The sequence below is a fragment of the Nocardia sp. NPDC024068 genome (assembly GCF_040638875.1).
Lineage (GTDB): Bacteria > Actinomycetota > Actinomycetes > Mycobacteriales > Mycobacteriaceae > Nocardia.
Genome location: NZ_JBEZYU010000022.1, coordinates 1 through 23,830, shown reverse-complemented (window position 1 = coordinate 23,830; position 23,830 = coordinate 1). Strand labels below are relative to the sequence as shown.

Below are 23,830 nucleotides of genomic sequence, written 5' to 3'. Positions count from 1 at the left end.
ATACCCGCTCGTTCCCGAGGAGAAACAATGGGAAAGCTCGAGGGCAAGGTCGCCTTCATCACCGGCGCCGCCCGCGGCCAGGGCCGCAGTCACGCCATCCGGCTGGCACAGGAGGGCGCCGATGTGATCGCGGTCGATATCTGCGAACAGCTGGCTACGGTTCGCTATCCGATGGGCACCACCGAAGAACTCGACGAGACCGTGCGTGAGGTCGAGAAACTGGGGCGGCGAATCGTGGCCCGCAAGGCCGACGTGCGTGACTTCGCCGCGCTGAAACAGGCCTTCGAAGAGGGTGTTTCGGAATTGGGCCCGGCCGGCATCGTGCTGGCCAATGCCGGTATCGGGGCGGGCGGCGCGGTCGCGGCCGAGGACGACGAATGGGACGAGGTGATCGGCGTCAACCTGAAGGGTGTCTGGAACACCGGCCGCGTGGCGATCCCGTCGATGCTGGAACGAGCGCAGGGCGGGTCGATCGTGCTGACCAGTTCCACCGGCGGCCTCATGGGTGTCGGCATCCCGACAGCGGGCTTCCTGGGCTACACCGCCGCCAAACATGGTGTGGTCGGGCTCATGCGATCCTGGGCGAATTTCCTCGCCCCGCATCATATCCGGGTCAACAGTGTCGCGCCGACGGCGGTGCGTACGCCGATGGCGGCCGACGGCGATCTGCAGGCGATCATGGAGCGCGCGCCGGAACTGGCGCGGGCACTGTCGAATGCCATGCCGGTCGATTTGGTGGAGCCGCTGGACGTCTCCAACGCCATTGCCTGGCTCGTCTCCGACGAGGCGCGCTACATCACGGGCACCGTCGTCCCCGTCGACGCCGGTCAGCTGAACAAGCGGTAGCGGCGGCTCGATGTCCGGGCCCGGTGCAGGGGATCATTCGTTCCCCGCCGCCGGTGGCCGGTGGACGCTGTGCCCGCGGGCGGCCCCGGCACGGCGCCGCCCGCGCGCTTCGTCATCCGGGCCGCTGACCCACCAGCCGGCCGTCGCGGTCGCCGTCCCGCAGCCCGCGCAGGAATCGGCGCCAGACCAGGGCCGCGGTGGCGCCGAAGCCGACGCAGAGCCCGAGCCACACACCGGGTGCATCCCAGCCGAGGGCGAAGGCGAACAATCCCATGGCAGGCACCCCGATCGTGAAGTACCCGATGAGGGTGCTCTGCATACCGGCCTTGGTGTTCCCGATACCACGCAGCAAACCGATACACAGGTTCTGCGAACCCTTGCAGTACTGCTGGACGATCGCGAACCACAGCAGTGTCCCTGCCGCCCCGATCACCGCGGCATCGTCGTGGTGTGACCCGAGAAACGGCCGCAGCACGAGGTCCGGCACCAGGATGTACACCAGCCCGACCGCGGTCATGAAGCCGGCGCCCAGCGTGACCGTGCGCCGGGCGACGGCAGCCACCTCGGTGCGGTCACCCTGGGCGACGGTACGGCTCACCAGGATCGAGGAGCCCTGGGACAGCCCGATATTGACCTGGTAGACGATATAGGCGAGCTGATTGACGATATTGCTCGCGGCCAGCGCCACCGGTCCGAAACCGCCGATCAGCACCGCGGCGATCGAGGTGATCGCCGCCTCCGCGCCGTAGGTCAGTGAGATCGGTGTTCCCATGCCGACGATGCGCCTCACCGTCGCGCGGTCGGCCTGCCAGGCACGCAGCGATAACAGGTCACCGAGTACGGCGTCCCGGCGCAGACCGGCCAGATAGGTGCCGAAGGTCCAGCACTGGACGAGTGTGGTGGCCAGGCCGATACCCGCGAGTCCCAGCTTCGGGATGCCGAACCAGCCGAAGATGAACAACGCGTTCAGCAGCGCGTTCACACCGATCGACCACAGGGTGACCCGCAACAGCGAACCCGCCCGGCGCATGCCGACCGCGAACTGGCGCAGGACGTTCAGCCACAGCATCGGCACCAGCCCGGGAGCCAGGGCCCAGATGATCGGCCGCGCGAGGTCCACCACTGTATCGTCCTGGCCCAGCCAGGGCAGGGCGTACCCGAGTGCCACGAGCGCGACCGCGCCGGCCGCGGCGGTCAGGGTGGCCACGAGCAATGCGGCCCGCAGATAGCCGCGGATCTCGGTGTGTGCCTGCTCGTCGAGCCGGTCCTCGCCGGTGCGCTTCTCGCCCCGGCCGGCCGCCGCGGCGATGAGGTTCCCTACCCCCGTGACCATCCCGACGCACATGGTGCGCAGCTGGTTGTACAGCAGCAGTGCGAGGCCGCCCGCCGCGACGCACGTGACGCCCAGCAGACCCATCATCGCGAGGTCGACGGTCGTCAGTGCCACCTGCGCCAGCTGGATACCGGCGAGGGGCGCGGCGAGTGCGAGGATCGCCCGGTAGTTGTGCCAGTACCGGATCATCGCCGGATCACGCTCCCGCCCTTTCGATATCGGAACCCGCCAGCCGCACCGACTCGTCGTACGCGCGGAACAGCCGGACGATGCGCTGCCGGGTGGCTTGATCGTAGAGTCCGCGGGCCGCGAGCCAGTCCTCGTCGTAGACGGTATCGAGGTACTTCTCACCCGCGTCGCAGACGAGTACCACGACCGTGCTCCCGGCCGGGAGCAGAACCAGCCTTCGCAGCGCCGCATAGACCGCCGCACCGCCGGTGCCGCCGATCAGGATTCCGGTGCGCCGCGCGACCACCCGCGCGGTGGCGAAGGCCTCGGTATCGCCGACCCGGCAGTTCTCGTCGATCATCCGGTATTTCACGTTGCCGCCTACCGGGAATCCCGCCGGACTGCCCGCGCCGGTCTGCCAATAGCCTCCCGGATCACCGCCGAAGATGATGGAACCCACCGGCTCCACGCCGATCGCGCGGACGGTCGAACCCAGCCTGCGCAGTTCCTCCACCGTGCCGCACAGCGATCCGCCCGTGCCGACCGCGCCGATCAGGCAGTCGATATCGGTCGCGAGGTCTTTGCGCAGTTCGCCCGCGAGTTCACGGTATCCGGCGTTGTTGTGTGGGTTGTTGTGCTGGTCGGGCCGGAACGCGCCGGTACCGGCGGCGATATCGGCCGCGACCTCCCGCCGCCGCACACTGCTGGGGCCGTGGGCGCTCGCACTGTCCACGGTGACCAGTCTCGCGCCCATCGCCTTCATGGCACGCAGCTTGTCCGCGGCGGCGTGATCGTCGACCACCGCGGTGAAGGTGTAGCCACGCTCCAATGCCAACAGCGCCAGTCCGGTGCCGGTGTTGCCGGAGGTGGGTTCGACGATGTGACCGCCGGGGCGCAGCTCGCCGCTGAGTTCGGCCTGGAGCACCATCTCCCGGGCCATCCGGACCTTCGCCGATCCGGTCGGATTGAACTGCTCGAGTTTCAGCAGCACCCGGCTGCCCGCCCCGGTGCGTACCAGGTCGAGCAAGGGGGTGGCGCCGATCAATTCGGAGGCGTAGCGGACGACGTTCTCGCCGCCCACGGGCCGGTGCTCGGTCATCGATCGAGCCTCCAGCGCATCCGCCCGGCCTCTTCGGACATCACGATCTTCGGCGGCAGCGGGAGCTGATGGAATTCGCTTTCGTTCTTGTCCATCTGGTATCCGGCGGTATTCGGATAGAGCAGCAGATCGCCGGGCCGGGGTTGCTGGGACACCGTCACTTTGCGCCAGGTGAGCACGTCGTATTCCATACAGCTGGCGCCACCGACGCAGGTGACGGCGGGCCGCGGCCGCGGCTCGGCGCGTCGCGGGACCAGCACCGGATCGGGTAGGAACTCGCTGCCTTTCCACTGTTCGGACACGCTCATACTGAGCCCGTGCACGGTGGTGATGCCATAGTCGGAGTGCTGTTTGAAGCCGAGAACCGGGAAAACGCTGAAGCCCGAATCGATGAGCAGCGCGCGGCCGGGCTCCAGATACAGGGCGATACCGGCGTCGCGCAAATGCCCGGCCAGCGTGCGGCCGCGGAACGTCCGGCCGAGAACGGCGTCGAGCATATCGGCACCGGTGGGCTGCTGGGCGTACGGGTAGAACTTCTCGAACCGCTTGTTGGCATGGAACCACTCGTCGGTGTGGTCCCGGGTGAACGTCTCCCAATCCTGTTCCCGCACATAGCGGCAGGCGAAACCGCCGCCGATGGATATCGCCGACACCGGCAGGCCCAGCGCCCGCGCCCGTTCGCACCAGCCGAGCATGTCGTGGGCCAGCTCGGCCCGCGGGTCCACCGCGTACCCGTCGAGATGGAACGAGAATCCGGTGAGTGCGATCCGGTCGCGCAGGTCGGCGCAACGGGCGACGGCGCGCTCGAGGTCCGGGTCCGCCGAACCGAAGCGGCTGTGCGGCGCCGTCGGCGGCAGCCGCCGCAGCAGGATGCGCAACCGGCCGGCGTCGCGGGCGATCTCGGCGGCGCGTTCGAGTTCGTCGAGTGCGTCGATGGCGACGAGGCAGTCGTGGCGGGCCGCCAGTCGCAGTAGTCCGTCGGTTTTCGCGGCACCGGTGACGCCGATATCGCGACCGCGCACGCCGTGTGCGAGGGCGTGGACGAGTTCGGGTTCCGAGGCCACATCCACCCCGGCGCCGAGATCGGCCACTTCGGGAAGCCAGCATCCCGCCTTGTTCGCCTTCTTCCCGTAATACACCGCGCCGTCGACCCGGTGCCGGGTCAGAACGTCCTGGAAGGCACGCAGATTGTCGGCGAACCCAGCGGGATGGACCACATGGAAAGGCCCGCCCACCGCGTAGTGGATATCGAACAGCAGATGCGGATCCTCCCGGATCCGGCGTTGCCACGGGAGTTCGATGGCGGGCAGGGCCGGGAGGCCGGTGGGTGCGGTGCTCAGCTCCACAACTGCACCCGCTGTCCGCGTCCGGCCGCGACGGCCCGGGTGGCCAGGGCGTGTGCGACCGGGATGTCGGTGATCACCATGCCGCTCGAAAAGGCGAACACCCGATCGGACTGTGCGCGCCGCCCGGGCGCCCGCCCGGCCACGATATCGGGCAGTTCCGCGTCGATGACGAGTTCCCCGCCCGCTCCGGCCAACCGGGTCCCGGTGACGCCCAGCTGGCCGGTGCTGGTCGCGACGGCGTAGTCGGCGGCGCGTAGCGCGCCGCTCTCGACACCCTTGCTCGCCACCGAGATCAGCAGCCCGCCCGGCGGCAACCAGTCGGTACGGACTTTCGGATGCGCGGCGCGGCCCGAGGCGACGACGACGATATCGGAGTCCGCGGCGGCGGTGCGCACATCGTCGACGAGTTCGAGTTCGCGGTCGGGAAACCATCGGCGCAGTGCCGCCCGGCTGGCGGCGATCCCCTCGGGATGGGTGCCGAACAGACGTAACCGCCGCAGCCCGGGCAGGGCGGTGAGCAGGTAGGGCAGCGTATTCCGGCCCTGGACACCGGTACCGATCATCAACGCGGTCTCCGCGCCCTCGCGCGCAGCATGTCTGGCGGTGATGGCGGTGGTGGCCGGTGTCCGGGCCGCGCCGACCCGCTGGCAGTCCATGAGCGCGAACGGTGCCCCCGTGGTGTCGTCGTAGAGGCTGATCGTCGTGTAGTACTTCTCCGCGCTGTCGCTGCCCTGACGATACGAGGTCTTGAATCCCAGGTGCTCGAGCGAGCCGTCGTAGCCGAGCATGGAATAGGACACGGCGTCGCGTGCGGTATTCGGCAGCGGCATCATGAGTTTCACCGGGCAGGAAGAATCACCGCGGGCGAAAGCGAGATATCCCTCCTCGACGAGTTCGATGACCTCCTCGGGCGTGATTTCGATATCGGCCAGATCGGTGCGGGTGAGTATATGTAACGCGTTGCTCATGAAACTCCGATGTCGTGCGAATCGAGGGTGCCGGCCGGCCGGGGCGCCGGGTGATGCGGTTCATCGGACCGGGACCGCCGGTACGGGCCCGGTTGGTGCGGGCGTCGTGAGGCACTGCCCGGTCGGGGCGGTAATACTCCTCGGATTTGTCAATGGTTGTGGAACCTGCTGCAGCAGTAGGTGTTTCGTCCGACGTCCGGATGCGGGCAGCATCGAAGTATACTGATAATGACAATCATTACCAGTAGCGTGTGAGATGGAACACCCGCCGGGACGTCCGGTTGTGTCGTCTGCGCGTGGTGGCCGGAGGTGCGGTGGCCGGAGGTGGGCCACCCGGCACCGCGCCGGGCGGGGTTCCCGCGCACCGCGGCGGACGGAGAGGATGATGGGCGGCGTGACCGCTGATCCCACCGCACCCGATATGAAACCCCGCAGCCGCGATGTCACCGACGGCCTGGAGAAGACCGCGGCCCGCGGCATGCTGCGCGCCGTCGGCATGGGCGACGACGACTGGGCGAAAGCCCAGATCGGCGTCGCCTCCTCGTGGAACGAGATCACGCCGTGCAACCTGTCGCTGGACCGGCTGGCGGGCGGATGCAAGGACGGCGTATTCGCCGCCGGCGGGTATCCCATGCAGTTCGGCACCATCTCGGTCTCCGACGGAATCTCGATGGGCCACGAGGGAATGCATTTCTCGCTGGTGTCCCGCGAGGTCATCGCGGACAGTGTCGAGACGGTGATGCAGGCCGAACGGCTCGACGGCTCGGTGCTGCTCGCCGGTTGCGATAAATCGCTGCCCGGGATGCTGATGGCGGCGGCCCGCCTCGACCTGGCCAGTGTGTTCCTCTACGCCGGATCCATCCTGCCCGGAATCGCGAAACTGTCCGACGGCAGCGAGCGGGAGGTGACCATCATCGACGCCTTCGAAGCGGTGGGCGCGTGCTCGCGCGGACTGATGAGCCGCGCGGACGTCGATGCCATCGAGCGCGCCATCTGTCCCGGTGAAGGCGCCTGCGGCGGTATGTACACCGCCAATACGATGGCCAGCGCGGCCGAGGCGCTCGGTATGTCGCTCCCCGGTAGCGCGGCGCCGCCGGCCACCGACCGGCGCCGCGACGGATACGCCCGCAAGAGCGGCCAGGCGGTGGTCGAGCTGATCCGGCGCGGGATCACCACCTCCGATATCCTCACCCGCGAGGCGTTCGAGAACGCCATCGCGGTGGTCATGGCGTTCGGTGGTTCGACCAACGCGGTGCTGCACCTGCTCGCGATCGCCCACGAGGCCGGAGTGGCGCTGAGCCTCGACGATTTCGCGCGGGTCGGCCGGCGGGTACCGCACCTCGCCGATGTGAAGCCGTTCGGACGCCACGTGATGACCGATATCGACCGCGTCGGCGGTGTCCCGGTGCTGATGAAGGCCCTGCTGGACGCCGGGCTGCTGCACGGCGACTGCCTCACCGTCACCGGCCGCACGGTCGCCGAGAACCTCGCCGAAATCGCCCCGCCGGATCCGGACGGCAAAGTGGTCCGGGCGCTGTCCGAGCCGATCCACCCGACCGGAGGTATCACGATCCTGCACGGTTCCCTGGCGCCCGGCGGCGCCGTGGTGAAATCGGCCGGTTTCGAATCCGATGTGTTCAGCGGTACCGCGCGGGTCTTCGACCGGGAGCGGGCCGCCATGGACGCACTGGAAGACGGCACGATCTCGGCGGGGGATGTGGTGGTGATCCGGTACGAGGGCCCCAAGGGCGGCCCCGGGATGCGGGAGATGCTGGCCATCACCGCCGCCATCAAGGGCGCCGGCCTCGGCAAGGAGGTACTGCTGCTGACCGACGGCCGGTTCTCCGGCGGTACCACCGGTCTGTGCGTCGGTCATGTGGCTCCCGAGGCCGTCGACGGAGGGCCCATCGCCTTCGTCCGCGACGGTGACCGGATCCGCCTCGACGTCGGTTCGGGGACGCTGGACCTGCTGGTCGAGCCGGAGGAGCTGGCCCGGCGCGGCGAAGGCTGGGCACCGCTACCACCGCGGTACACCCGCGGTGTCCTCGCGAAATACGCGCGACTCGTGGGATCGGCCTCCTACGGCGCGGTCTGCGACTGAACCGGGTCGCGAACCGCCGCCGGGCGGTGCGCCTCGCGGGAAAACTGGAACGTGTTCTTGCCTTGCGCGTCGTCTTGCCCGATGCTGGGGCGATGGAAATCGGGATCGCACTGCCGACCATGTGCCGGGGCTACGACCGGGCGTCCACCGTCGAATGGTGCCGCCTCGCCGATGCGGGGCCGGTGTCCAGCGTCTCCTGCGGTGAACGGATGACCTTCCACAATGCCGAGATGTGGACGACGCTCGCCGCCGCCGCGGCGCTGACCGAACGGGTGCGGATCATCGCGAACGTATCGGTGCTGCCCGCCCATCCGGTCGCCCTGGTGGCCAAACAGGCCGCGACCATCGATGTGCTCTCCGCGGGGCGATTCACGCTCGGCGTCGGCGTCGGCGGGCGGGGCGCGGACTACCGGAGTCTCGGGTCCGGGTCGCAGCGCCGGCACGACCGGCTGGATCGCGCGGTCGCCGAACTGCGTTCCCTGTGGGCGGGGGAGCCGCCCTTCGACGGTGCCGACCCGGTGGGCCCGCCCTGCGTCCAGGCCGGTGGCCCGCCGGTGCTCGCCGGTGCGCTCGGCCCGAAATCCCTGGCGCGCGCCGCGCGCTGGGCCGACGGCGTGGTGGCCTTCAGCGTCGGTGGCTCCCCGGAGGAGATCGCGTGGTCGGCCGAGGCGGCCCGCCGGGCGTTCGCCGATGCCGGGCGTGACGCGCCGCGGTTGGTGAGTGGCTGCTTCTACACCCTGGGGGTGGCCGAACCCGATACGGTGCTGCGCGATTTCACCGAGGAGTACCTCGGTTTCCTGGGGGCCGGTAACGCCGCGGCCGCCGCGGCCGCGATGAAAACTTTCGAGGCGGACGCCCTGCACCGAACCCTGGACGCGGCCGAGGCCGCGGGCCTCGACGAATTCATCCTGGTGCCCGGGTCGCCCGGGGTGCCGGTGCTGGAGGAGACCCTGGAACTGATCGGTTCCCGCTGAGGCGGCCGGCGACCCGGCGGGTCCTCAGCTGAACCGGGCGATCGAAAGCATGCCCGCGACCAGTGAATACATCGCGAACGGCAACAGTGTGCGGGTCTGGAAATAGCGCTCGAGATAGCGGACGGCCAGCCAGGACGACACGCCGGAGACGATGGCCCCGGCCAGGATCGGCCCGCGGATCTCCGCGGCCGCCGGCCCGGCCAGTTCCGGCGCTTCGACCAGCCCCGCGCCGAGAATCGCCGGGGTGGCCAGCAGGAAGGCGAATTTGGCGGCATCGGGATGCTCGAGGCCACGCCACAACCCGCCGACCATGGTGAGCCCGGCCCGGCTGAAACCGGTCAGCAGAGCGCCGAGCTGGGTCAGGCCGATCGCGACGGCGTCGGCGATATCGAGGGCCGCCAGCCGCCGGTCCGATCGGCGCGGCGGATTATCGGCAGTGGTGATCGAATTCGTACGCGTCAGCCGGAGCGCGTGGCGCCGGCCGTATTCGGCCAGGGTGGGTTCGTTACGCCGTCGCAGACCTTCGCCGACGAGGAGTACGACGCCGTTGAGGGTCAGGAACACCGCCGCGAAGACGGGTGCCGCGAACACAGTGTGCAGCGGATCCACCAGCAGCGGGCCGGCCACGGCCACCGGGACGGTGGCCAGTATCAGCAGGACGCCCAGGCGCTGCGGCACCGTATCGAGCCGCCCGGTGCGCAGGGTCGTGGCGAACCCGGCGATGATCGCCCACCAGTCCCGGCGGTAGTGGCCGATCAGCGCGACCGCCGTCGCCACATGCAGGGCGACCACGAACGCGAGATAGGGCGTCTCCGTCTCGGATTCGCCGGACCCGACCAAGGCGGCCCAATCGTCTCCGAGCCAGCCGGCGAGCAGTACCGAATGGCCGAGACTCGAGATCGGGAACAGTTCGGTGACACCCTGCACCGCGCCGATCACGGTCGCTTGGAGGTAGGTGAGCATCGCGACGATTCTTGCACGCTGCCGAAAGCGTCTGCGCAGCGCGGATACCCGATTCTCAGTGCAGGTGGACCAGGGCTTGGCCGCGCGCCGCGCCCGGAGGAGTGCGAAACGCCGACTCGTCTTGCGGGCCGGACGACCGGTGTGCCGCTGTCGCGCGTGGTGTTCGGGGACGGCACCCGCGCCGTCTGTCTCGACTACGTCGAGCGGAACCGGACCGATAGGCGGCCGGCCGGCCTGCGCGACGCGACGGCCGGGCGATAGCGCCGGGCGACGGCGCCGCGGGCGATACAGTCGAAGGTGATGCGTACCGATCGGAAAGTCATCGTCCTGTCGACGGTTCTGCTGACGGCTCTCGCTTCGACACTGGCCGGGTGCTCCTCCGGACCGCCCGAACCCGATACCGTCGCCGAGAGTTTCGCCGCCGCGCTGACCGCCGACGATATCCGCGCCGCGGCCGACCTCACCGATGACCCGGCCCGTGCCGCCGAGAGCCTCGCCGGTCTCTACGACGGCCTGGGCAAGGAAGCGACCTTCGAGGTGAGCGGAGTCGAGGACGACACCTTCACCTTCGACGCCACCTGGAAACCGGTCGCCGGAAACGCGGCGGAATGGAAATACCGCACCACCGGCAGCGCCGCGGAGACCGATGCGGGCTGGCGGGTCCGGTGGAATCCCGCGACCGTCGCACCGGGCCTCGATACCGGTGCGCTGTCCGCCGCGCCGGTATACCCCGAACCGGCCCGCGTGCTCGACGCGGCCGGTGGCGACCTGATGACCCAGCAGGTGGTCACTCTGGTCCAGCTCGCGCCGGGCGCCGATACCAGCGCTGTCGCGGGCCTGCTCGCCCCGCTGGCCCCGGGCGTCACCGCCGCGACCCTGAACGCCGATCTGACCGCCGCCCAGGGCAAACCGGTCACGGCGATCAGCCTGCGCGATGCCGATATCGCCCCCATCCGCGAACCCTTGGCCGCGACCCCCGGTGTCACCCTGGCCCCGCAGACGCGGCTGCTCACCACGGACAAGACGCTGTCCTCGCCGACCCTGTCCGGGCTGGGTGACCTGTGGCAGCAGCAGGCCGACGCGGCGGCGGGCTGGGCGGTGCGGGCCGGGACCGGCGACGAGGTGCGCCGGATCGCCGGGGCGGATCCGCGGCCGACCACCGATATCCGGTCGACGATCGATATCGGTCTGCAGCGGGCCGCCGACACCGCACTCGACCCCCTCGCTTCACCGGCGGCGGTCGTCGCTCTGCGCCCCTCGACCGGGGAGGTCCTCGCCGCGGCGCAGAACGGGGCGGCCGACGCGGAAGGCCCCATCGCGCTCACCGGCCTGTATCCGCCCGGGTCGACCTTCAAGACGATCACCACCGCAGCGGTACTCGATGCGGGCCTGGCCACCCCGGATACGGTGCTGCCCTGCCCGGGGGTCGCCGATATCGAGGGACGTCGTATCCCCAACGACGACAGTTTCGATCTCGGGCGGGTGCCGTTGCACACCGCGTTCGCCCGCTCCTGCAACACCACCATGGCGGGGCTCGCGGTACGGCTGCCGCCGGACGCTTTGACGACCACCGCCGAACGTCTCGGGCTCGGCGTGGACTATGTGACACCCGGGCTGACCACCGTCACCGGCAGTGTGCCCCCCGCGGAGAACCCCGCCCAGCGGGTGGAGTCGAGTATCGGCCAGGGACAGGTGACCGCGTCCCCGTTCGGGATGGCGATGGTCGCCGCGTCGGTCGCGCATGGCTCGCCGCCGGCGCCGGTCGCGGTGGCGGGGTCGCCCGGCACACCCGACCGGACCCCGCCCCCGCTGCCTGCGACGGTCACCGAGCAGGTGCGGACGATGATGCGGGAAACCGTCACCGGCGGAACCGCGACCCAGCTGGCCGATATCCCGGGGCTGCTCGGCAAGACCGGAACCGCCGAATACGGTGACAACACCTCCGCACACGGCTGGTTCATCGGTATCCAGGACGATCTCGCGTTCGCGGTGTTCGTGGCGGATGCCGGAAGTTCGGCGCCCGCGGTGGAGGCGGCGGGCCGGATGCTCCGGGCGCCGCGCTGAATTCCGGGCGCATTCACGGCCGGTCCGGCGGCACCGCTTCCGGGCCGGGTCCGGCGGCACGTAACCACCGCGCCGCCCGCGCACGGTATTTGATGATGCCCTTGTAATCGGCCATATCGTCGGGCAGCTCCGCCAGTACCGCCGCCGTGCGCCGCCGCCAGGGTTCGACCGCGGCCAGCTCGGCCAGCGGCAACAGATAGGTGCGGATGAGAAACATCACCGCACCGGAATCGGGCAGCCGGAGTAGATGCTGTACTTCGACGCGCAGATGAACGAGCCGGCCGAAGGTTTCGTCGTCGGCATACCGGATCATCTCGCGATCCGGGCCCCATTCGGGATACCGCTCGGTGGAGACATCCAGCCGGCGCCCGACCGTCAGCGTCCAGTTGGTACGCCGGTAGGGATCGTGCGGTTGCAGGCGGAGCAGGAAATCGTGTGCCCGGGTGATCACGCCGTCGCGCCGGATCCGCGGCACCGGGCCGTGGATTTCCAGGAAGCTCATCCCCACGTCGAACCCGAAACTCCAATCGGCGGCGAAGGTCACCACGCCGGCGTCGGCGAAGAGTTGCCCGCCACGCTGATCCAGGAGGACCACATCCTCCTGGAGTTGGCCGCAGATATAGCGCAGTGGTTCGGCGGGCAGGCCGCCGTCGTCGCCGTACACGAATTCCTGGGTGATTCCGAGGAGATCGTTCTCCCAGCGCCAGACCTGCCCGGCGACCCGGCACAGTCGCATATCGTCCGGATGGGCGGCGGCCAGTTCGCGCATCAGGGTGAGCATCGCGTCCCAGGCGGCGGGGCGCATATGGGGGAGTACCGCGTGGCGGGTGGGGTCGGCGGCCAGGATCGCGGCGCGTGCACCGATCTCCCGGTGGTAGTGGCAGTCGACGTCGACGAGCGCGCCGCCCCAGTGACCGGCCTCCGTCCGGACCGGGTGGCGGGCGGGTTCGACATTGGTGCTGTAGCGGTAGGAGTCGCCGGGGAACGGGAACGGGAACCCGGCCACCGGTGATGTATGCGATGCCGTGGTCACAGCGGTACCTCCAGAACGGTGCCTCCGCGAGCACGAGAGACACAGGGCATGATCGCCGCGCCGGACTCCTTCTCCCGGTCGCTGAGATAGAGATCGCGGTGGATCGGCAGGCCGCCGCCCAACGGGGTACGGCATTCGCCGCATACGCCCTGCCGGCAGAGGCTGGGGATCCGGATGCCGCTCGTCTCGAGGGCGTCGAGCAGGCTCGTCCCGGAGGGCACCGCGACGGTGCGACCCGATTCGGTGAGGGCGACGGTGAACGGCTCCCCGGCACCGAGGGCATCATCGCGGAAACGTTCGAAATGGATACGTGAGCGCGGCCAGCCGGCGGTGGCCGCCGCGGCAACGACGTAGTCGATCATCGCGGGCGGCCCGCAGACGTAGAGATGGGTGCCCAGCGGTTGCGCGGTCAGGGCCGCGGTGAGCCGTTGCGTGAACGCGGCCCGATCGGTGATCAGTTCGGCCGCGGACCCGCCCAGGTCCGCCACCTCGGGGACATGGGCGCCGTGTCCGGCACGGAAGGTGTACAGCACCTGCACCTCCCGGCCCCACCGCCGCGCCGCCCGCAGATGCGACAGTATCGGGGTGACGCCGATACCACCGGCGACGAGCAGATGTTTCGCGGCCCGGGCGATCGGTGGGAAGGCGCTGCGCGGCGGCCGTGCGCTCAGGGTTTCGCCGACCGCGAGGGTATGCAGCAGGCGTGAACCGCCGCGCCCGTCCGCCACCCGCAGCACCGAGATCGCGTACTCGGCGGGATCGAAACCGTCCGAGGTCAGGCTGTAGGCGTTGGCGCGGCCGCCCACACGCACCACGAGATGACTGCCCGGGATGAACCCCGGCAGCCGGCTTCCGTCGGTGGCCGCGAGGGTGAGACCGCGAATTCCGGGGGCGGGGTCGGCGACTCCGGTCACCACGAGGGTCATCTCGCGACCGGGCGGGCCACCCGCCGGGCCGGGCGCGGTCCGGGCGGCGGTCACGGCGACCACTGCTCGGCATCGGCGGCGAACCCCAGGAATTCCCCGGTCCGGCGGGAAACATGGTGGTAGACGACCAGATCGCGGCCGCATCCGGAGCATCCGGCGATCTCGCCGACGCTCTGGGCTGCCGCGGTCACGGTCGCGCAGTGCGCGCAGTACACATCATGGATCCCCGCGCCGGTGACCCGGGCGTACAGTTCGTCGTCTTCCACCCCGGCAGCGGTTGCGATACCGCGTAGCCGCAGGCAGGCGCCGGCGGGCCCCGCGATCCGCACTCGCGTGCCGACGGTGCTCTCGTGCAGGGCGGCGGCCAGGAGGCGCCCGCCCTCGCCGGGGTCGTCGGCCAGCAGTGCGCGGACTGGTGCGGGACTCAGGTCACCGGACCAGTTCCGCACCGCGGCACGCGCATCGGGACCGACCCCGACGAGCAGGTAAGCGGTTCCTGTCCGGTCGGGTGGTGGGCTGTCGCCGGGCAGCGGGGTCCGCGCCCAAAGCGGAATACTGGAATAGCAGATCTGGGACATCGGCGCTCACAGCAGCTCGGCGCCGCGGTGCCCGGCGTAGAAGGCCAGTGCGTAGCCGGGGGTGCTGAAATAGATCTTCGATCCCTTCGGGAAGAAGATCGCGTCATGGGCCCGGGCGGTGAGCGACTGGCCAGTTTCTTTGTTCTCCAGCAGGAATTCGCCCTCGAGTACGACTTTCATCTCGTCGTACTCGTATTCGTAGTACAGGGGAGCGTCGGTGTGCCGGAGTTCGAAGTAGCCGCTGCACATCACACTGTCGTCGGGGTTGATGTACACATCGCCGATGAAGCCCTCGGTGCCGGGGAATTCCGCGACCGGCATTCTCGGCAGGTCCTTCCAGGCTCCGCTGGTGACGCGGAAGGGCGGTGTCGGTGCGTCCGCTGCGTGCATTGTTCTCCTGCTCCCGAGATGGATCACCTAAAGAATCGTTGTTTCATTTAATGAAACCCGGCTGATGTTTCCGGTCCGTAACGCGGACGTTGAGAGTCGAAATCGTCGCCGTGCTGTGCGAGTTCGGCGGTGTGATGGTTCGGTCGCGCGAATGTGACACGTCCGGCTGTCTACTAGTAGGAAACCTCGACTAGAGTTGGTCGATGACCGATAGCATGCCGAAAACCCAGCGGATCCACCGGGACACCGGTGATCCGGCTCCGGTGCAGCGCGAGGTGATCGGGGAGCCGCCCACCGGCGGTGATCTGGAGGCGGCGATCGCGCGGCAGGTCCGGGCGCTGCGCCGGTCCAGTGGATTGTCGGTCGCGGATATGGCCGCGAAGGTCGGTATCTCCAAGGCGATGCTGTCGAAGATCGAGAACGCGCAGACGTCGTGCAGTCTCTCGACGCTGGCCCGGCTCGCGGCCGGCCTCGATGTACCGGTGACCTCGTTGTTCCGCGATGCCGACACCGTCCGGGAAGCCGTCTACGTCGCGGCGGGGCAGGGCGCGGTCATCGTGGGCCGCGGCACCCGGATCGGGCACCACTACGAACTGCTCGGTTCGCTACGCGGCCAGCACAAACGGCTCGAGCCGGTCCTGGTGACACTCACCAGCGACAGCGAGGTGTTTCCGCGTTTCCAGCACGCGGGCACGGAGTTGATCTACATGCTCGAAGGCGTGATGGTGTACGGCCACGGCTCGGCGGAGTACACCCTGCGGCCCGGGGATTCGCTGTTGCTCGACGGGGAGGGGATCCACGGCCCGAACGACCTGGTGCGGTTGCCGATCCGTTTCCTCGCGGTGACCGCCTATCCGGACAATCACGAGGAGAACTGAACGGGCCGGTCCCCCCGGGGAAGGAGGGGACCGGCCCGGCTGGGACGGTGTCAGTCGTTCGCGTGCGCGCGTGCCGCGTCCGCGGTGAGGGATTCGGCGGCGGCGACCGCCTCGTCGGGCCGGACCGGCTTCCCGGCTTCGGCCCCTGCGAGCTCGAGGACATAGGCCATCTCGCCGTGTACGGAGACGTCCAGGCCCTCGAGTTCGCTTTCGGCGGGTACCCGCAGGCCCAGCGTCATATCGATGAGCTTCGCGATCACCAGGGTGACCACGAAGGTGAACGCGAGGACAGCGAGCACCGCGACGACCTGACGCCAGAGCACATCGAGTCCGCCGCCGTAGAAGAGCCCGGCGACGCCGTTGGGGGCGGCGGGATCGGCGAGCAGGCCGATGAGGACGGTGCCCAGGATGCCGCCGACCAGGTGGATGCCGACCACATCGAGGGAATCGTCGACGCCGAACCGGAATTTCAGCGAGACCGCCAGGCAGCACACCGAACCGGCTGCCGCGCCGATGATCAGCGCGCCGATCGGCGAGACGGCGCCGCAGGCGGGGGTGATGCCGACCAGGGCGGCGATGAGTCCGGAACTGGCACCCAGCGAGGTGGCATGACCGGCTCGGAGTTTCTCCACGATCAGCCATCCACAGATACCGGCCGCCGCGGCGGCGACGGTATTCAGGATGACCACCGAGGCGCTGTTACCCGCCGCGAGCGCGGATCCGCCGTTGAACCCGAACCAGCCGAAGAACAGCATGCCGGAGCCGAGCACCGTCAGCGGAAGGTTGTGCGGCCGCGGTGGGTTCGGGAACAGTCCCCGTTTGCCGAGCACGAGGACCAGCGCCAGCGCCGCGACTCCCGCGTTGATGTGGACGGCGGTACCACCGGCGAAGTCGATCGCGCCCAGCGTATTCGCGATCCAGCCGCCGACCAGCGAGCCGTCCTCGGAGTCGAAGGCGAAGACCCAGTGGGCCACCGGGAAGTACACGATCGTCGCCCAGATTCCGGCGAACAGCATCCAGGCGCCGAATTTCATCCGGTCGGCCACCGCGCCGGAGATCAGGGCCACGGTGATCACGGCGAACAGCAACTGGAATCCGGAGACCAGGGCCGGCGGCAGTCCGGGTTCGGTGGGGGCGGTGAGCAGGTCGGAGGACCCGAAGTACTCGAACGGATCGCCGAGCAGGCCGATTCCGCCGAGTGAGTTGCCCAGGACGGCGGAGTACCCGAACAGGATCCACAGCACGCCGACCACGGCGAAGGCGCCGAAGGTCATCATGGCCATATTGAGTGTGTTCTTGATGCCGACCATGCCGCCGTAGAACATGGCGAGCCCGGGCACCATAAGGCTGACGGCGGCGAATGCCGCGAGTATCCACGCGGTATCGGCCGCGGCGATGGCTTCTGTCATGTTTCCCTCATCTTCGTTGCGTCCGGTGCGCCGATCGTCTCGCGATAGTGGACCGGTTCGTCTATCAGTAGACGTCCCTTTGCGTTGCGTAAATCGTTCCGCGAGTGACTTTCCTGTTAACTCCCGCCCCGCTGTGCACCAGTTTTCACGTGACCCGGTACTGACCGGGACGTAACCTGGCTGTCATCTGGCGGGAGTTTCATGAGAAAGGACAGCAGATAGTCACAGGAAACCCAAGCGAGGATGCCGGTGAGGGAAACCCATAACTACGTGATCGTCGGCGGCGGCCTCGAGGGGCTCGCTATCGCGTGGTCGCTGGCCGACCGCGGCGAAACCGATGTCGTGGTGCTGGAACGGGATACGCTGTGCTCGGGCATGACCGGCAAGTCCAGCGGTGTGGTGCGCTGCCATTACGGCGTGCCGTCGCTGGCCGCCATGGCCTGGTACGGCGTGGACGTCTTCACCCGGGCCACCGAGCTGTTCGGCGACGATATGGGTTTCCGGCAGTGCGGCTATGTGGTGGGCGTGGGTGCGGACAATATCGCGCCGCTGCGCGCCAACGTCGCCATGATGCAGGGGCTCGGCATCGACGTCCGGTTCATCGACCACGCGGAGATGGCGCAGCTGTGGCCCGGGTTGTCTCTCGAGGATTTCGCGGCGTTCGCCTACGAACCGCTCGGCGGTCGTGGCGAAGCCTATCTGGCGGGCATGGCATTCGGCGCCGCCGCCCGCAGGCTCGGCGTGTGCATCCGGCAGTCCACACCCGTCTGGGAGCTGATCACCGGCCCCGACGGCGCGGTACTCGGTGTGCGCCTCGGCGACGGGACCGAAATCCACGCCGGGACGGTGGTGCTGGCCGCCGGGCCGTGGACACCCGGACTCGCGGCGAGCGCCGGGGTCGACCTGGATGTGCGTGCCCAGCGCGCGCAACTGGTCCTGGTCGATCCGGGAGCGCCGCTGCCGGAGGTGCCGGTGCTCTCCGATCTGGCCGGGCTGTCGTATCTGTGCCGGGAACCCAACGGCGAACTGCTGGTGGGCAACTCCGATCACCGGGCACCGGAATACCTCGACCCCGACCGCTACCCGAACCGCGCGGACGAACGCACCGTGGACACGGTGATCGGCAAACTCGGTCACCGGCTGCCGGGTATGCCCGATCCGCGGGTCACCGGATCCTACGCCGGCGCCTACGACGTGACCCCGGACTACAACCCGATCATCGGGCCCGGACCTGTGGAAGGGCTGTTTCTGGCCACGGGTTTCTCCGGGCACGGCTACAAGATCTCGCCCGCCGTGGGGCGGCTGGCGGCCGATCTGCTCACCATGGGCAAGACCGACCTCCCCGGCGTCGACGCCGCCGACTTCCGGTACTCCCGCTTCGCCGAGGGAGCGCCCCTGGTGAGTCCGCACCCGTACCAGGGCGCGGGGGAAATGCGCTGATCCCCGACCACTCTTCCATCGATCGACCACCTGGAGTTCCCATGGCACTCGATACCGTACCTGCGCCGGTCTCCGGCCCCGCCACTGTCCCCGCCGCCGCGCCGGCGACGCTCACCGCGCTGGCCGAGGCCGCAGGCGTCGATTACGTCCTCGCGCTGTTCACGACCCTGTCGGGTAAGCCCTGCGCCAAGCTGGTACCGGTCGAAGCGGTGCGCCAACTCGAGGCCGAAGGCGCGGGTTTCGCCGGCTACGCCGCCGGCGCGATGGGCCAGCAGCCCGCGGACCCCGACCTGGTCGCCGTGCCGGATCCCGCCTCGTTCACGCCGATTCCGTTCGTCCGCCCGGGATTGGCGCTGGTGCACTGCGATCCGCATGTCGAGGGAAAACCCTGGCCGTACGCGCCGCGGGTGGTCCTGGCCGCGGCGCTGCGCCGGGCCGCCGCCCGCGGGCTGACGGTGAAGGTCGGCGCGGAGATCGAATACTTCCTGGTGAACCGGGACGCCGATGGCACCCTGCACACCGCGGACCGCTCCGACACCAGCCGGCAACCCTGTTACGACGCCCGCGACGTGACCCGGATGTACGACCACCTCACCGAAATCTCCGCGGCGATGAACACTCTGGGCTGGGAGAACTACGCCAGCGATCACGAGGACGCCAACGGTCAGTTCGAACAGAACTTCGCCTACGCCGAGGCCATGACGACCGCGGACCGGGTGATCACGGCGCGTTATCTGCTCTCGGTGATCGCGGAGAAACGCGGTATGCGGGCCACTTTCATGCCCAAGCCCTTCGCCGACCGCACCGGTTCCGGGATGCATCTGCACCTGTCGCTGTGGGACGCGGAGAAGTCGCTGTTCCCCGACGGCGCCGATACCCGCGGCCTGGGGCTCTCGCCGATCGCCTATTCCTTCATCGGCGGCCTGCTCGAGCATGCCTGCGCCCTGCAGGCGGTGCTTGCCCCGACGGTGAACTCCTACAAACGGCTCGGTGCCCTCTCGACCAGTAGCGGCGCCACCTGGTCACCCCGGTACGCCACCTACGGCGGTAACGATCGCACCCATTATCTGCGGGTGCCCGATGGGAACCGGGTGGAACTGCGCGGCGGCGACGGTTCGGCCAACCCGTATCTGGCGATCGCGGCCGGGGTGGCGGCCGGCCTCGACGGCATCGCGCGCGAACTCGATCCCGGTGCGCCCGGCGCCGGGCGCAGCGGCGACATGCTGCCGATGACCCTGCTGCACGCGATGGACGCGCTCGACGCGGATCCGGTGGTGTCCGGGGCGCTCGACGGCGCGGGTGCGGGCGTCGGCGAATACTTCTCGCGGCTCAAACGTGAGGAGTTCTTCGCCTGGCACAACACCGTATCCGCGTGGGAAATCGACGAATACCTGACCGCTTTCTGAAATCCGCGACAGCACTAGGAGCAATCGATGTGCGGAATAGTCGGCCTGCATCTGCGTGATCCGGCGCTCTACCCACGGCTGGGCGAACTGCTCACCGGCATGCTCGACCAGATGTGCGAGCGGGGGCCGGATTCGGCCGGGATGGCCATCTACGGAGACCCGGTGTGGTCGCCGCCGGGCGCGGTGACGGTCACCCTGCTCGATGCGCCGATACCCGCCGCGGAACTCGCGGCCGGGATCGGCACCGATATCGGCGCGCTGGTCACCGGCATCGACCTGGCACCGACCACCCTGCTCTACGCCGACACCGATACGCCGACCCTGGTCGAGGCGGCGCGCCGGGCGGCACCGGCGGCGCGGGTCATCGGGTCCGGTCGGGATCTCGCGGTGCTCAAGGGCGTCGGAGATCCCAGTATGCTCGCCCGCCGGTTCGGCCTGCCGTCGGCGGCGGGCTGGCAGGGTGTCGCCCACACCCGGATGGCCACCGAATCGGCGGTTACCGCCGCCGGGTCGCATCCATTCTCGGTCGGGTCCGACCAGTGCCTGGTGCACAACGGATCGTTTTCGAACCATATGAGCGTCAAACACGAGCTCGAGCGGGCCGGGGTCGTCTTCGACAGTGCGAACGACACCGAGGTGGGCGCCCGTTTCGTCGCCCGGCAACTGGCCGAGGGCGCCGATCTGGACAAGGCACTGCGTCTGCTCGCCGAACGGTTCGACGGCTTCTACACCCTGCTCGTCGCGACCAGCGAATCCTTCGCGGTGGTACGCGATCCGATCGCCTGCAAACCCGCGGTGGTCGCCGAAACCGATCGGTGGGTGGCCATGGCCTCGGAATTCCGGGCGCTGGCCGCGTTGCCCGGCGTGGACCGGGCCCGCCTCTTCGAACCCGAACCGGAGGAGATCTACGTATGGCACCGACAGTGAGCGCCGCCGCTCCCGTCACCCGGGCGGACCACGAGGCAGCGGTCTGCCTGGACCTCGGCGTCCGGACGGTCCGGGAGGTCAACGCCGCGTTGCACGCCGCGGACGCACCGCGCCGGGTCACCCTCACCGCGCCGCGGGGAGCGCATGCGGTGGCCTGCGGGCTCGACGACGATATCGAGGTCACCGTGCAGGGCCACGTCGGCTACTACTGCGCGGGAATGAATCAGCGGGCACACGTCACCGTGCACGGCAACGCGGGGGTGGGCCTGGCGGAGAACATGATGTCGGGGACCGTCCGGGTCACCGGTGACGCCTCCCAGTCGGCCGGCGCCACCGCGCACGGTGGTCTCCTGGTGATCGAGGGAAACGCGGCCGCACGGTGCGGTATTTCGATGAAGGGCGTGGATATCGTGGTCGGCGGCGATATCGGGCATATGAGCGCGTTCATGGGGCAGGCGGGGCGCCTGGTCGTCTGTGGCGATGCCGGTGAGGCGCTGGGTGATTCGCTGTACGAGGCGCGGATCTATGTCCGCGGCACGGTGGCCTCGCTCGGTGCGGACTGTGTCGAGAAGCCGATGCGTCCCGAACATCTGGCCGAACTGCGCGATCTGCTCACGGCGGCCGGATTCGACGCCGACCCCGGCGATTTCACCCGCTACGGCTCCGCCCGCACCCTCTACAACTTCCACGTCGACAATCTCGGCGCCTACTGAGCCGAATCAGGAGACCGCTATGACCACTCCCGCGCCGCCGAATCCGGCCCTGCGTGAATCCGCCACCTTTCCGCGTTCGGTGATCGCCGAGATCCAGCGGGCGGCCGATACGGGTATCTACGATATCCGGGGCTGGGGTGCGAAACGCCCGCTGCCGCATTTCGACGATCTGCTGTTCCTGGGCGCGTCCATGTCGCGATACCCGCTCGAGGGTTACCGGGAACGGTGCGACACCGATGTCGTGCTCGGTGATCGCCACGCCGGGAACCCACTGCACCTCGATATACCGATCACCATCGCCGGAATGAGTTTCGGCGCCCTGTCCGGCCCGGCCAAAGAGGCGCTCGGACGGGGTGCGAGTGCGGTCGGCACCTCGACGACCACCGGTGACGGCGGGATGACGCCGGAGGAGCGCGGCCAGTCGAAAACGCTCGTCTACCAGTATCTGCCGTCGCGATATGGAATGAACCCCGACGACCTGCGCAAGGCCGACGCCATCGAGATCGTGCTCGGGCAGGGTGCCAAACCCGGTGGCGGCGGGATGCTGCTGGGGCAGAAGATCACCGAGCGGGTGGCCCGGATGCGCACTCTGCCGCAGGGGGTGGATCAGCGGTCGGCCTGCCGGCATCCGGATTGGACCGGCCCCGACGATCTGGCGATCAAGATCATCGAACTGCGCGAGATCACCGGCTGGCAGAAACCCGTCTATGTGAAGGTCGGCGCGACCCGGACCTACTACGATGTGAAACTCGCCGTGCAGGCGGGCGCCGATGTCGTGGTGGTCGACGGTATGCAGGGCGGAACCGCCGCGACGCAGGACGTGTTCATCGAACATGTCGGTATTCCGACGCTCGCGGCGCTGCCGCAGGCGGTGCGGGCGCTCCAGGAACTCGATATGCACCGCAAGGTGCAACTCATCGTCTCGGGCGGGATCCGCAGCGGTGCCGATGTCGCCAAGGCGATGGCACTGGGCGCGGACGCGGTGGCGATCGGGACCGCCGCCCTGATCGCGCTGGGCGACAACAGCCCACGCTACGCCGAGCAGTACGCCGCGCTCGGCTCGGCCCCGGGCTGCTACGACGATTTCCAGGCGGGCCGCGATCCGGCCGGGATCACCACCCAGGATCCCGAACTCGCCCGCAACCTCGACCCGGTGGCGGCCGGACATCGGCTGGCGAACTATCTGCGGGTCCTCACCATGGAGGCGCAGACACTGGCCCGGGCCTGCGGTAAATCGCATCTGCGCAATCTCGAGCCGGAGGATCTGGTGGCGCTGACCGTCGAGGCCGCCGCGATGGCCGGTGTGCCGCTGGCCGGTACGACCTGGATTCCGGGGCGGATATGACGGGGTCGGCGGTGCGGGCCTTCGATTCGCTCTGGCAGGAGATCGCCGATATCGGCCGGTCGCCGGATACCGGGGGCTACCGGCGCTTCGCGTGGAACGACGCCGATCTCACGCTGCGCGAATGGTTCACCGGCTGCGCGACCGCACGCGGTATGCCGGTGGAGACGGATCGCAACGGCAATCTGTGGGCGTGGTGGCTGCCGCCGGGATCGACCGGCGACCCGGCCGACGCGTTCGTCACCGGATCGCATCTGGATTCGGTGCCCGACGGCGGTGCGTTCGACGGGCCGCTGGGGATCGTGAGCGCCTTCGCCGCCCTCGACGAGGTCCGCGAGCGGGGGATCGTGCCGCGGCGTCCGGTGGCGGTGGTGGCGTTCTGCGACGAGGAGGGCGCCCGGTTCGGCGTGGCGTGTGTGGGTTCGCAACTGAGCACCGGGGCGCTGACCCCGGACCGGGCGCTGGGCCTGCGCGACGCCGACGGACTCACCCTGGCCGAGGCGCTGACCCGGGCCGGACGCGACCCGCATCATCTGGGACCGGACCCGGCGCTGGCGAAACGTGTCGGGGTGTTCGTGGAGTTGCACGTCGAGCAGGGACGCGCCCTGGACGTTCTCGATCGCCCGGTCGCCGTCGCCTCCTCGATCTGGCCGCACGGACGGTGGCTCTTCGCGTTCACCGGTGAAGCCAACCACGCGGGGGCGACCAGGCTGCGCGATCGGCGCGATCCGATGCTCACCTATGCGGGCACCGTCCTGACGGCACGGCGCGCCGCCGAACTCCATGCGGCGGTGGCGACCTTCGGCAAGGTCCGGGTCCTGCCCAACGGCGCCAACGCCATCGCGTCGGAGGTCCTGGCCTGGCTCGACGCCCGGGCGGCCGACGAGGACACCCTGCGCCGCCTGGTCGCCGATATCGGCGACCAG

General features: G+C 69.3%; 20 protein-coding genes and 2 pseudogenes. 12 read left to right on the top strand and 10 right to left on the bottom strand.

Annotated elements, in window-relative coordinates:
* Positions 1-27: 27 nt before the first annotated feature.
* Positions 28-846, top strand: a complete 819-nt coding sequence (locus tag AB0F41_RS18325; protein WP_357425212.1) for a mycofactocin-coupled SDR family oxidoreductase — start codon at positions 28-30, stop codon at positions 844-846.
* Between the two features lie 112 nt (positions 847-958).
* Here the strand turns inward: AB0F41_RS18325 and AB0F41_RS18320 are convergent, their stop codons facing one another.
* The 4 genes from AB0F41_RS18320 to AB0F41_RS18305 are packed head-to-tail and all read right to left on the bottom strand — an operon-like array spanning position 959 to position 5,760.
* On the bottom strand, positions 959-2,368 hold the full coding sequence (locus AB0F41_RS18320) for an MATE family efflux transporter (protein WP_357425210.1): 1,410 nt from the start codon (positions 2,366-2,368) through the stop codon (positions 959-961).
* 7 nt (positions 2,369-2,375) lie between these two features.
* Positions 2,376-3,446 carry a cysteine synthase family protein gene (locus tag AB0F41_RS18315; RefSeq protein ID WP_357425208.1) on the bottom strand — a complete coding sequence of 357 codons (1,071 nt, stop codon included), beginning with the start codon at positions 3,444-3,446 and terminating at the stop codon, positions 2,376-2,378.
* A complete protein-coding gene (locus AB0F41_RS18310) occupies positions 3,443-4,792 on the bottom strand; it encodes a Y4yA family PLP-dependent enzyme (RefSeq protein WP_357425206.1) in 1,350 nt (449 codons plus the stop codon). Before AB0F41_RS18310 ends, AB0F41_RS18315 begins: the two co-directional genes overlap by 4 nt.
* Entirely contained in the window at positions 4,783-5,760 is a 978-nt protein-coding gene (locus tag AB0F41_RS18305) for an ornithine cyclodeaminase (RefSeq protein ID WP_357425204.1), read from the bottom strand. Before AB0F41_RS18305 ends, AB0F41_RS18310 begins: the two co-directional genes overlap by 10 nt.
* Positions 5,761-6,181: 421 nt before the next feature.
* On the opposite strand from AB0F41_RS18305, the gene ilvD reads away from it, so the two are divergent.
* Both ilvD and AB0F41_RS18295 read left to right on the top strand, forming a co-directional pair.
* Positions 6,182-7,861 (top strand): dihydroxy-acid dehydratase, encoded by a 1,680-nt coding sequence (gene ilvD / locus AB0F41_RS18300; protein ID WP_357425323.1) that lies wholly within the window; start codon positions 6,182-6,184, stop codon positions 7,859-7,861.
* Positions 7,862-7,953: 92 nt separating this feature from the next.
* Positions 7,954-8,835 carry an LLM class flavin-dependent oxidoreductase gene (locus tag AB0F41_RS18295; protein ID WP_357425202.1) on the top strand — a complete coding sequence of 294 codons (882 nt, stop codon included), beginning with the start codon at positions 7,954-7,956 and terminating at the stop codon, positions 8,833-8,835.
* Positions 8,836-8,859: 24 nt separating this feature from the next.
* Here AB0F41_RS18295 and AB0F41_RS18290 read toward each other — a convergent pair whose 3' ends face one another.
* A complete protein-coding gene (locus tag AB0F41_RS18290; RefSeq protein ID WP_357425200.1) occupies positions 8,860-9,798 on the bottom strand; it encodes an undecaprenyl-diphosphate phosphatase in 939 nt (312 codons plus the stop codon).
* Between the two features lie 153 nt (positions 9,799-9,951).
* On the opposite strand from AB0F41_RS18290, the pseudogene AB0F41_RS18285 reads away from it, so the two are divergent.
* Positions 9,952-10,059, top strand: a pseudogene (locus tag AB0F41_RS18285) (MbtH family protein); the annotation flags it as partial.
* A 39-nt stretch (positions 10,060-10,098) separates the two neighbouring features.
* On the top strand, positions 10,099-11,862 hold the full coding sequence (locus AB0F41_RS18280) for a penicillin-binding transpeptidase domain-containing protein (RefSeq protein WP_357425198.1): 1,764 nt from the start codon (positions 10,099-10,101) through the stop codon (positions 11,860-11,862).
* Positions 11,863-11,902: 40 nt separating this feature from the next.
* On the opposite strand, the pseudogene AB0F41_RS18275 reads toward AB0F41_RS18280, so the two are convergent.
* The 4 genes and pseudogenes from AB0F41_RS18275 to AB0F41_RS18260 form a co-directional block, all read right to left on the bottom strand.
* A pseudogene (locus AB0F41_RS18275) lies at positions 11,903-12,895 on the bottom strand (DUF3445 domain-containing protein); the annotation flags it as partial.
* Positions 12,892-13,821 carry a PDR/VanB family oxidoreductase gene (locus AB0F41_RS18270; RefSeq protein ID WP_357425321.1) on the bottom strand — a complete coding sequence of 310 codons (930 nt, stop codon included), beginning with the start codon at positions 13,819-13,821 and terminating at the stop codon, positions 12,892-12,894. The gene AB0F41_RS18270 and the pseudogene AB0F41_RS18275, both read right to left, overlap by 4 nt.
* 50 nt (positions 13,822-13,871) lie before the next feature.
* Positions 13,872-14,399 carry a dimethylamine monooxygenase subunit DmmA family protein gene (locus AB0F41_RS18265; RefSeq protein ID WP_357425196.1) on the bottom strand — a complete coding sequence of 176 codons (528 nt, stop codon included), beginning with the start codon at positions 14,397-14,399 and terminating at the stop codon, positions 13,872-13,874.
* Positions 14,400-14,405: 6 nt separating this feature from the next.
* Positions 14,406-14,789: an ethanolamine utilization protein gene (locus AB0F41_RS18260; RefSeq protein WP_357425194.1), complete on the bottom strand. Its 384-nt coding sequence runs from the start codon at positions 14,787-14,789 to the stop codon at positions 14,406-14,408.
* 203 nt (positions 14,790-14,992) lie between these two features.
* Here AB0F41_RS18260 and AB0F41_RS18255 point away from each other — a divergent pair, with 203 nt between their 5' ends.
* Positions 14,993-15,667, top strand: a complete 675-nt coding sequence (locus AB0F41_RS18255) for an XRE family transcriptional regulator (RefSeq protein ID WP_357425192.1) — start codon at positions 14,993-14,995, stop codon at positions 15,665-15,667.
* 50 nt (positions 15,668-15,717) lie between these two features.
* Here the strand turns inward: AB0F41_RS18255 and AB0F41_RS18250 are convergent, their stop codons facing one another.
* A complete protein-coding gene (locus tag AB0F41_RS18250; protein WP_357425190.1) occupies positions 15,718-17,076 on the bottom strand; it encodes an ammonium transporter in 1,359 nt (452 codons plus the stop codon).
* A gap of 249 nt (positions 17,077-17,325) precedes the next feature.
* Here AB0F41_RS18250 and AB0F41_RS18245 point away from each other — a divergent pair, with 249 nt between their 5' ends.
* The 6 genes from AB0F41_RS18245 to AB0F41_RS18220 form a co-directional block, all read left to right on the top strand.
* The gene (locus AB0F41_RS18245) at positions 17,326-18,516 is read left to right on the top strand and encodes an FAD-binding oxidoreductase (RefSeq protein WP_357425188.1); all 1,191 of its coding nucleotides are present in this window, start codon (positions 17,326-17,328) and stop codon (positions 18,514-18,516) included.
* A 41-nt stretch (positions 18,517-18,557) separates the two neighbouring features.
* Positions 18,558-19,922: a type III glutamate--ammonia ligase gene (gene glnT, locus AB0F41_RS18240; protein WP_357425186.1), complete on the top strand. Its 1,365-nt coding sequence runs from the start codon at positions 18,558-18,560 to the stop codon at positions 19,920-19,922.
* A gap of 27 nt (positions 19,923-19,949) precedes the next feature.
* The gene (locus AB0F41_RS18235; RefSeq protein ID WP_357425184.1) at positions 19,950-20,849 is read left to right on the top strand and encodes a glutamine amidotransferase family protein; all 900 of its coding nucleotides are present in this window, start codon (positions 19,950-19,952) and stop codon (positions 20,847-20,849) included.
* Positions 20,834-21,562: a protein glxC gene (locus AB0F41_RS18230; RefSeq protein WP_357425182.1), complete on the top strand. Its 729-nt coding sequence runs from the start codon at positions 20,834-20,836 to the stop codon at positions 21,560-21,562. The genes AB0F41_RS18235 and AB0F41_RS18230 overlap by 16 nt, the downstream gene beginning before the upstream one ends.
* Positions 21,563-21,581: 19 nt before the next feature.
* Positions 21,582-22,907, top strand: coding sequence for an FMN-binding glutamate synthase family protein (locus AB0F41_RS18225; RefSeq protein WP_357425180.1), 1,326 nt, complete (start codon positions 21,582-21,584; stop codon positions 22,905-22,907).
* A gap of 11 nt (positions 22,908-22,918) precedes the next feature.
* Positions 22,919-23,830: allantoate amidohydrolase (locus tag AB0F41_RS18220; RefSeq protein WP_357425319.1), on the top strand; the 912-nt coding region annotated here is incomplete at its 3' end.

Bases quoted from the DNA above. Each gene is read 5' to 3' on its own strand.
- AB0F41_RS18265 (WP_357425196.1), bottom strand. From the start codon at position 14,399: ATGTCCCAGATCTGCTATTCCAGTATTCCGCTTTGGGCGCGGACCCCG.
- AB0F41_RS18290 (WP_357425200.1), bottom strand. From the start codon at position 9,798: ATGCTCACCTACCTCCAAGCGACCGTGATCGGCGCGGTGCAGGGTGTC.
- AB0F41_RS18305 (WP_357425204.1), bottom strand. From the start codon at position 5,760: ATGAGCAACGCGTTACATATACTCACCCGCACCGATCTGGCCGATATC.
- AB0F41_RS18225 (WP_357425180.1), top strand. From the start codon at position 21,582: ATGACCACTCCCGCGCCGCCGAATCCGGCCCTGCGTGAATCCGCCACC.
- AB0F41_RS18325 (WP_357425212.1), top strand. From the start codon at position 28: ATGGGAAAGCTCGAGGGCAAGGTCGCCTTCATCACCGGCGCCGCCCGC.
- glnT (WP_357425186.1), top strand. From the start codon at position 18,558: ATGGCACTCGATACCGTACCTGCGCCGGTCTCCGGCCCCGCCACTGTC.
- AB0F41_RS18260 (WP_357425194.1), bottom strand. From the start codon at position 14,789: ATGCACGCAGCGGACGCACCGACACCGCCCTTCCGCGTCACCAGCGGA.
- AB0F41_RS18270 (WP_357425321.1), bottom strand. From the start codon at position 13,821: ATGACCCTCGTGGTGACCGGAGTCGCCGACCCCGCCCCCGGAATTCGC.
- ilvD (WP_357425323.1), top strand. From the start codon at position 6,182: ATGAAACCCCGCAGCCGCGATGTCACCGACGGCCTGGAGAAGACCGCG.
- AB0F41_RS18255 (WP_357425192.1), top strand. From the start codon at position 14,993: ATGACCGATAGCATGCCGAAAACCCAGCGGATCCACCGGGACACCGGT.
- AB0F41_RS18315 (WP_357425208.1), bottom strand. From the start codon at position 3,446: ATGACCGAGCACCGGCCCGTGGGCGGCGAGAACGTCGTCCGCTACGCC.
- AB0F41_RS18320 (WP_357425210.1), bottom strand. From the start codon at position 2,368: ATGATCCGGTACTGGCACAACTACCGGGCGATCCTCGCACTCGCCGCG.
- AB0F41_RS18280 (WP_357425198.1), top strand. From the start codon at position 10,099: ATGCGTACCGATCGGAAAGTCATCGTCCTGTCGACGGTTCTGCTGACG.
- AB0F41_RS18295 (WP_357425202.1), top strand. From the start codon at position 7,954: ATGGAAATCGGGATCGCACTGCCGACCATGTGCCGGGGCTACGACCGG.
- AB0F41_RS18250 (WP_357425190.1), bottom strand. From the start codon at position 17,076: ATGACAGAAGCCATCGCCGCGGCCGATACCGCGTGGATACTCGCGGCA.
- AB0F41_RS18230 (WP_357425182.1), top strand. From the start codon at position 20,834: ATGGCACCGACAGTGAGCGCCGCCGCTCCCGTCACCCGGGCGGACCAC.
- AB0F41_RS18235 (WP_357425184.1), top strand. From the start codon at position 19,950: ATGTGCGGAATAGTCGGCCTGCATCTGCGTGATCCGGCGCTCTACCCA.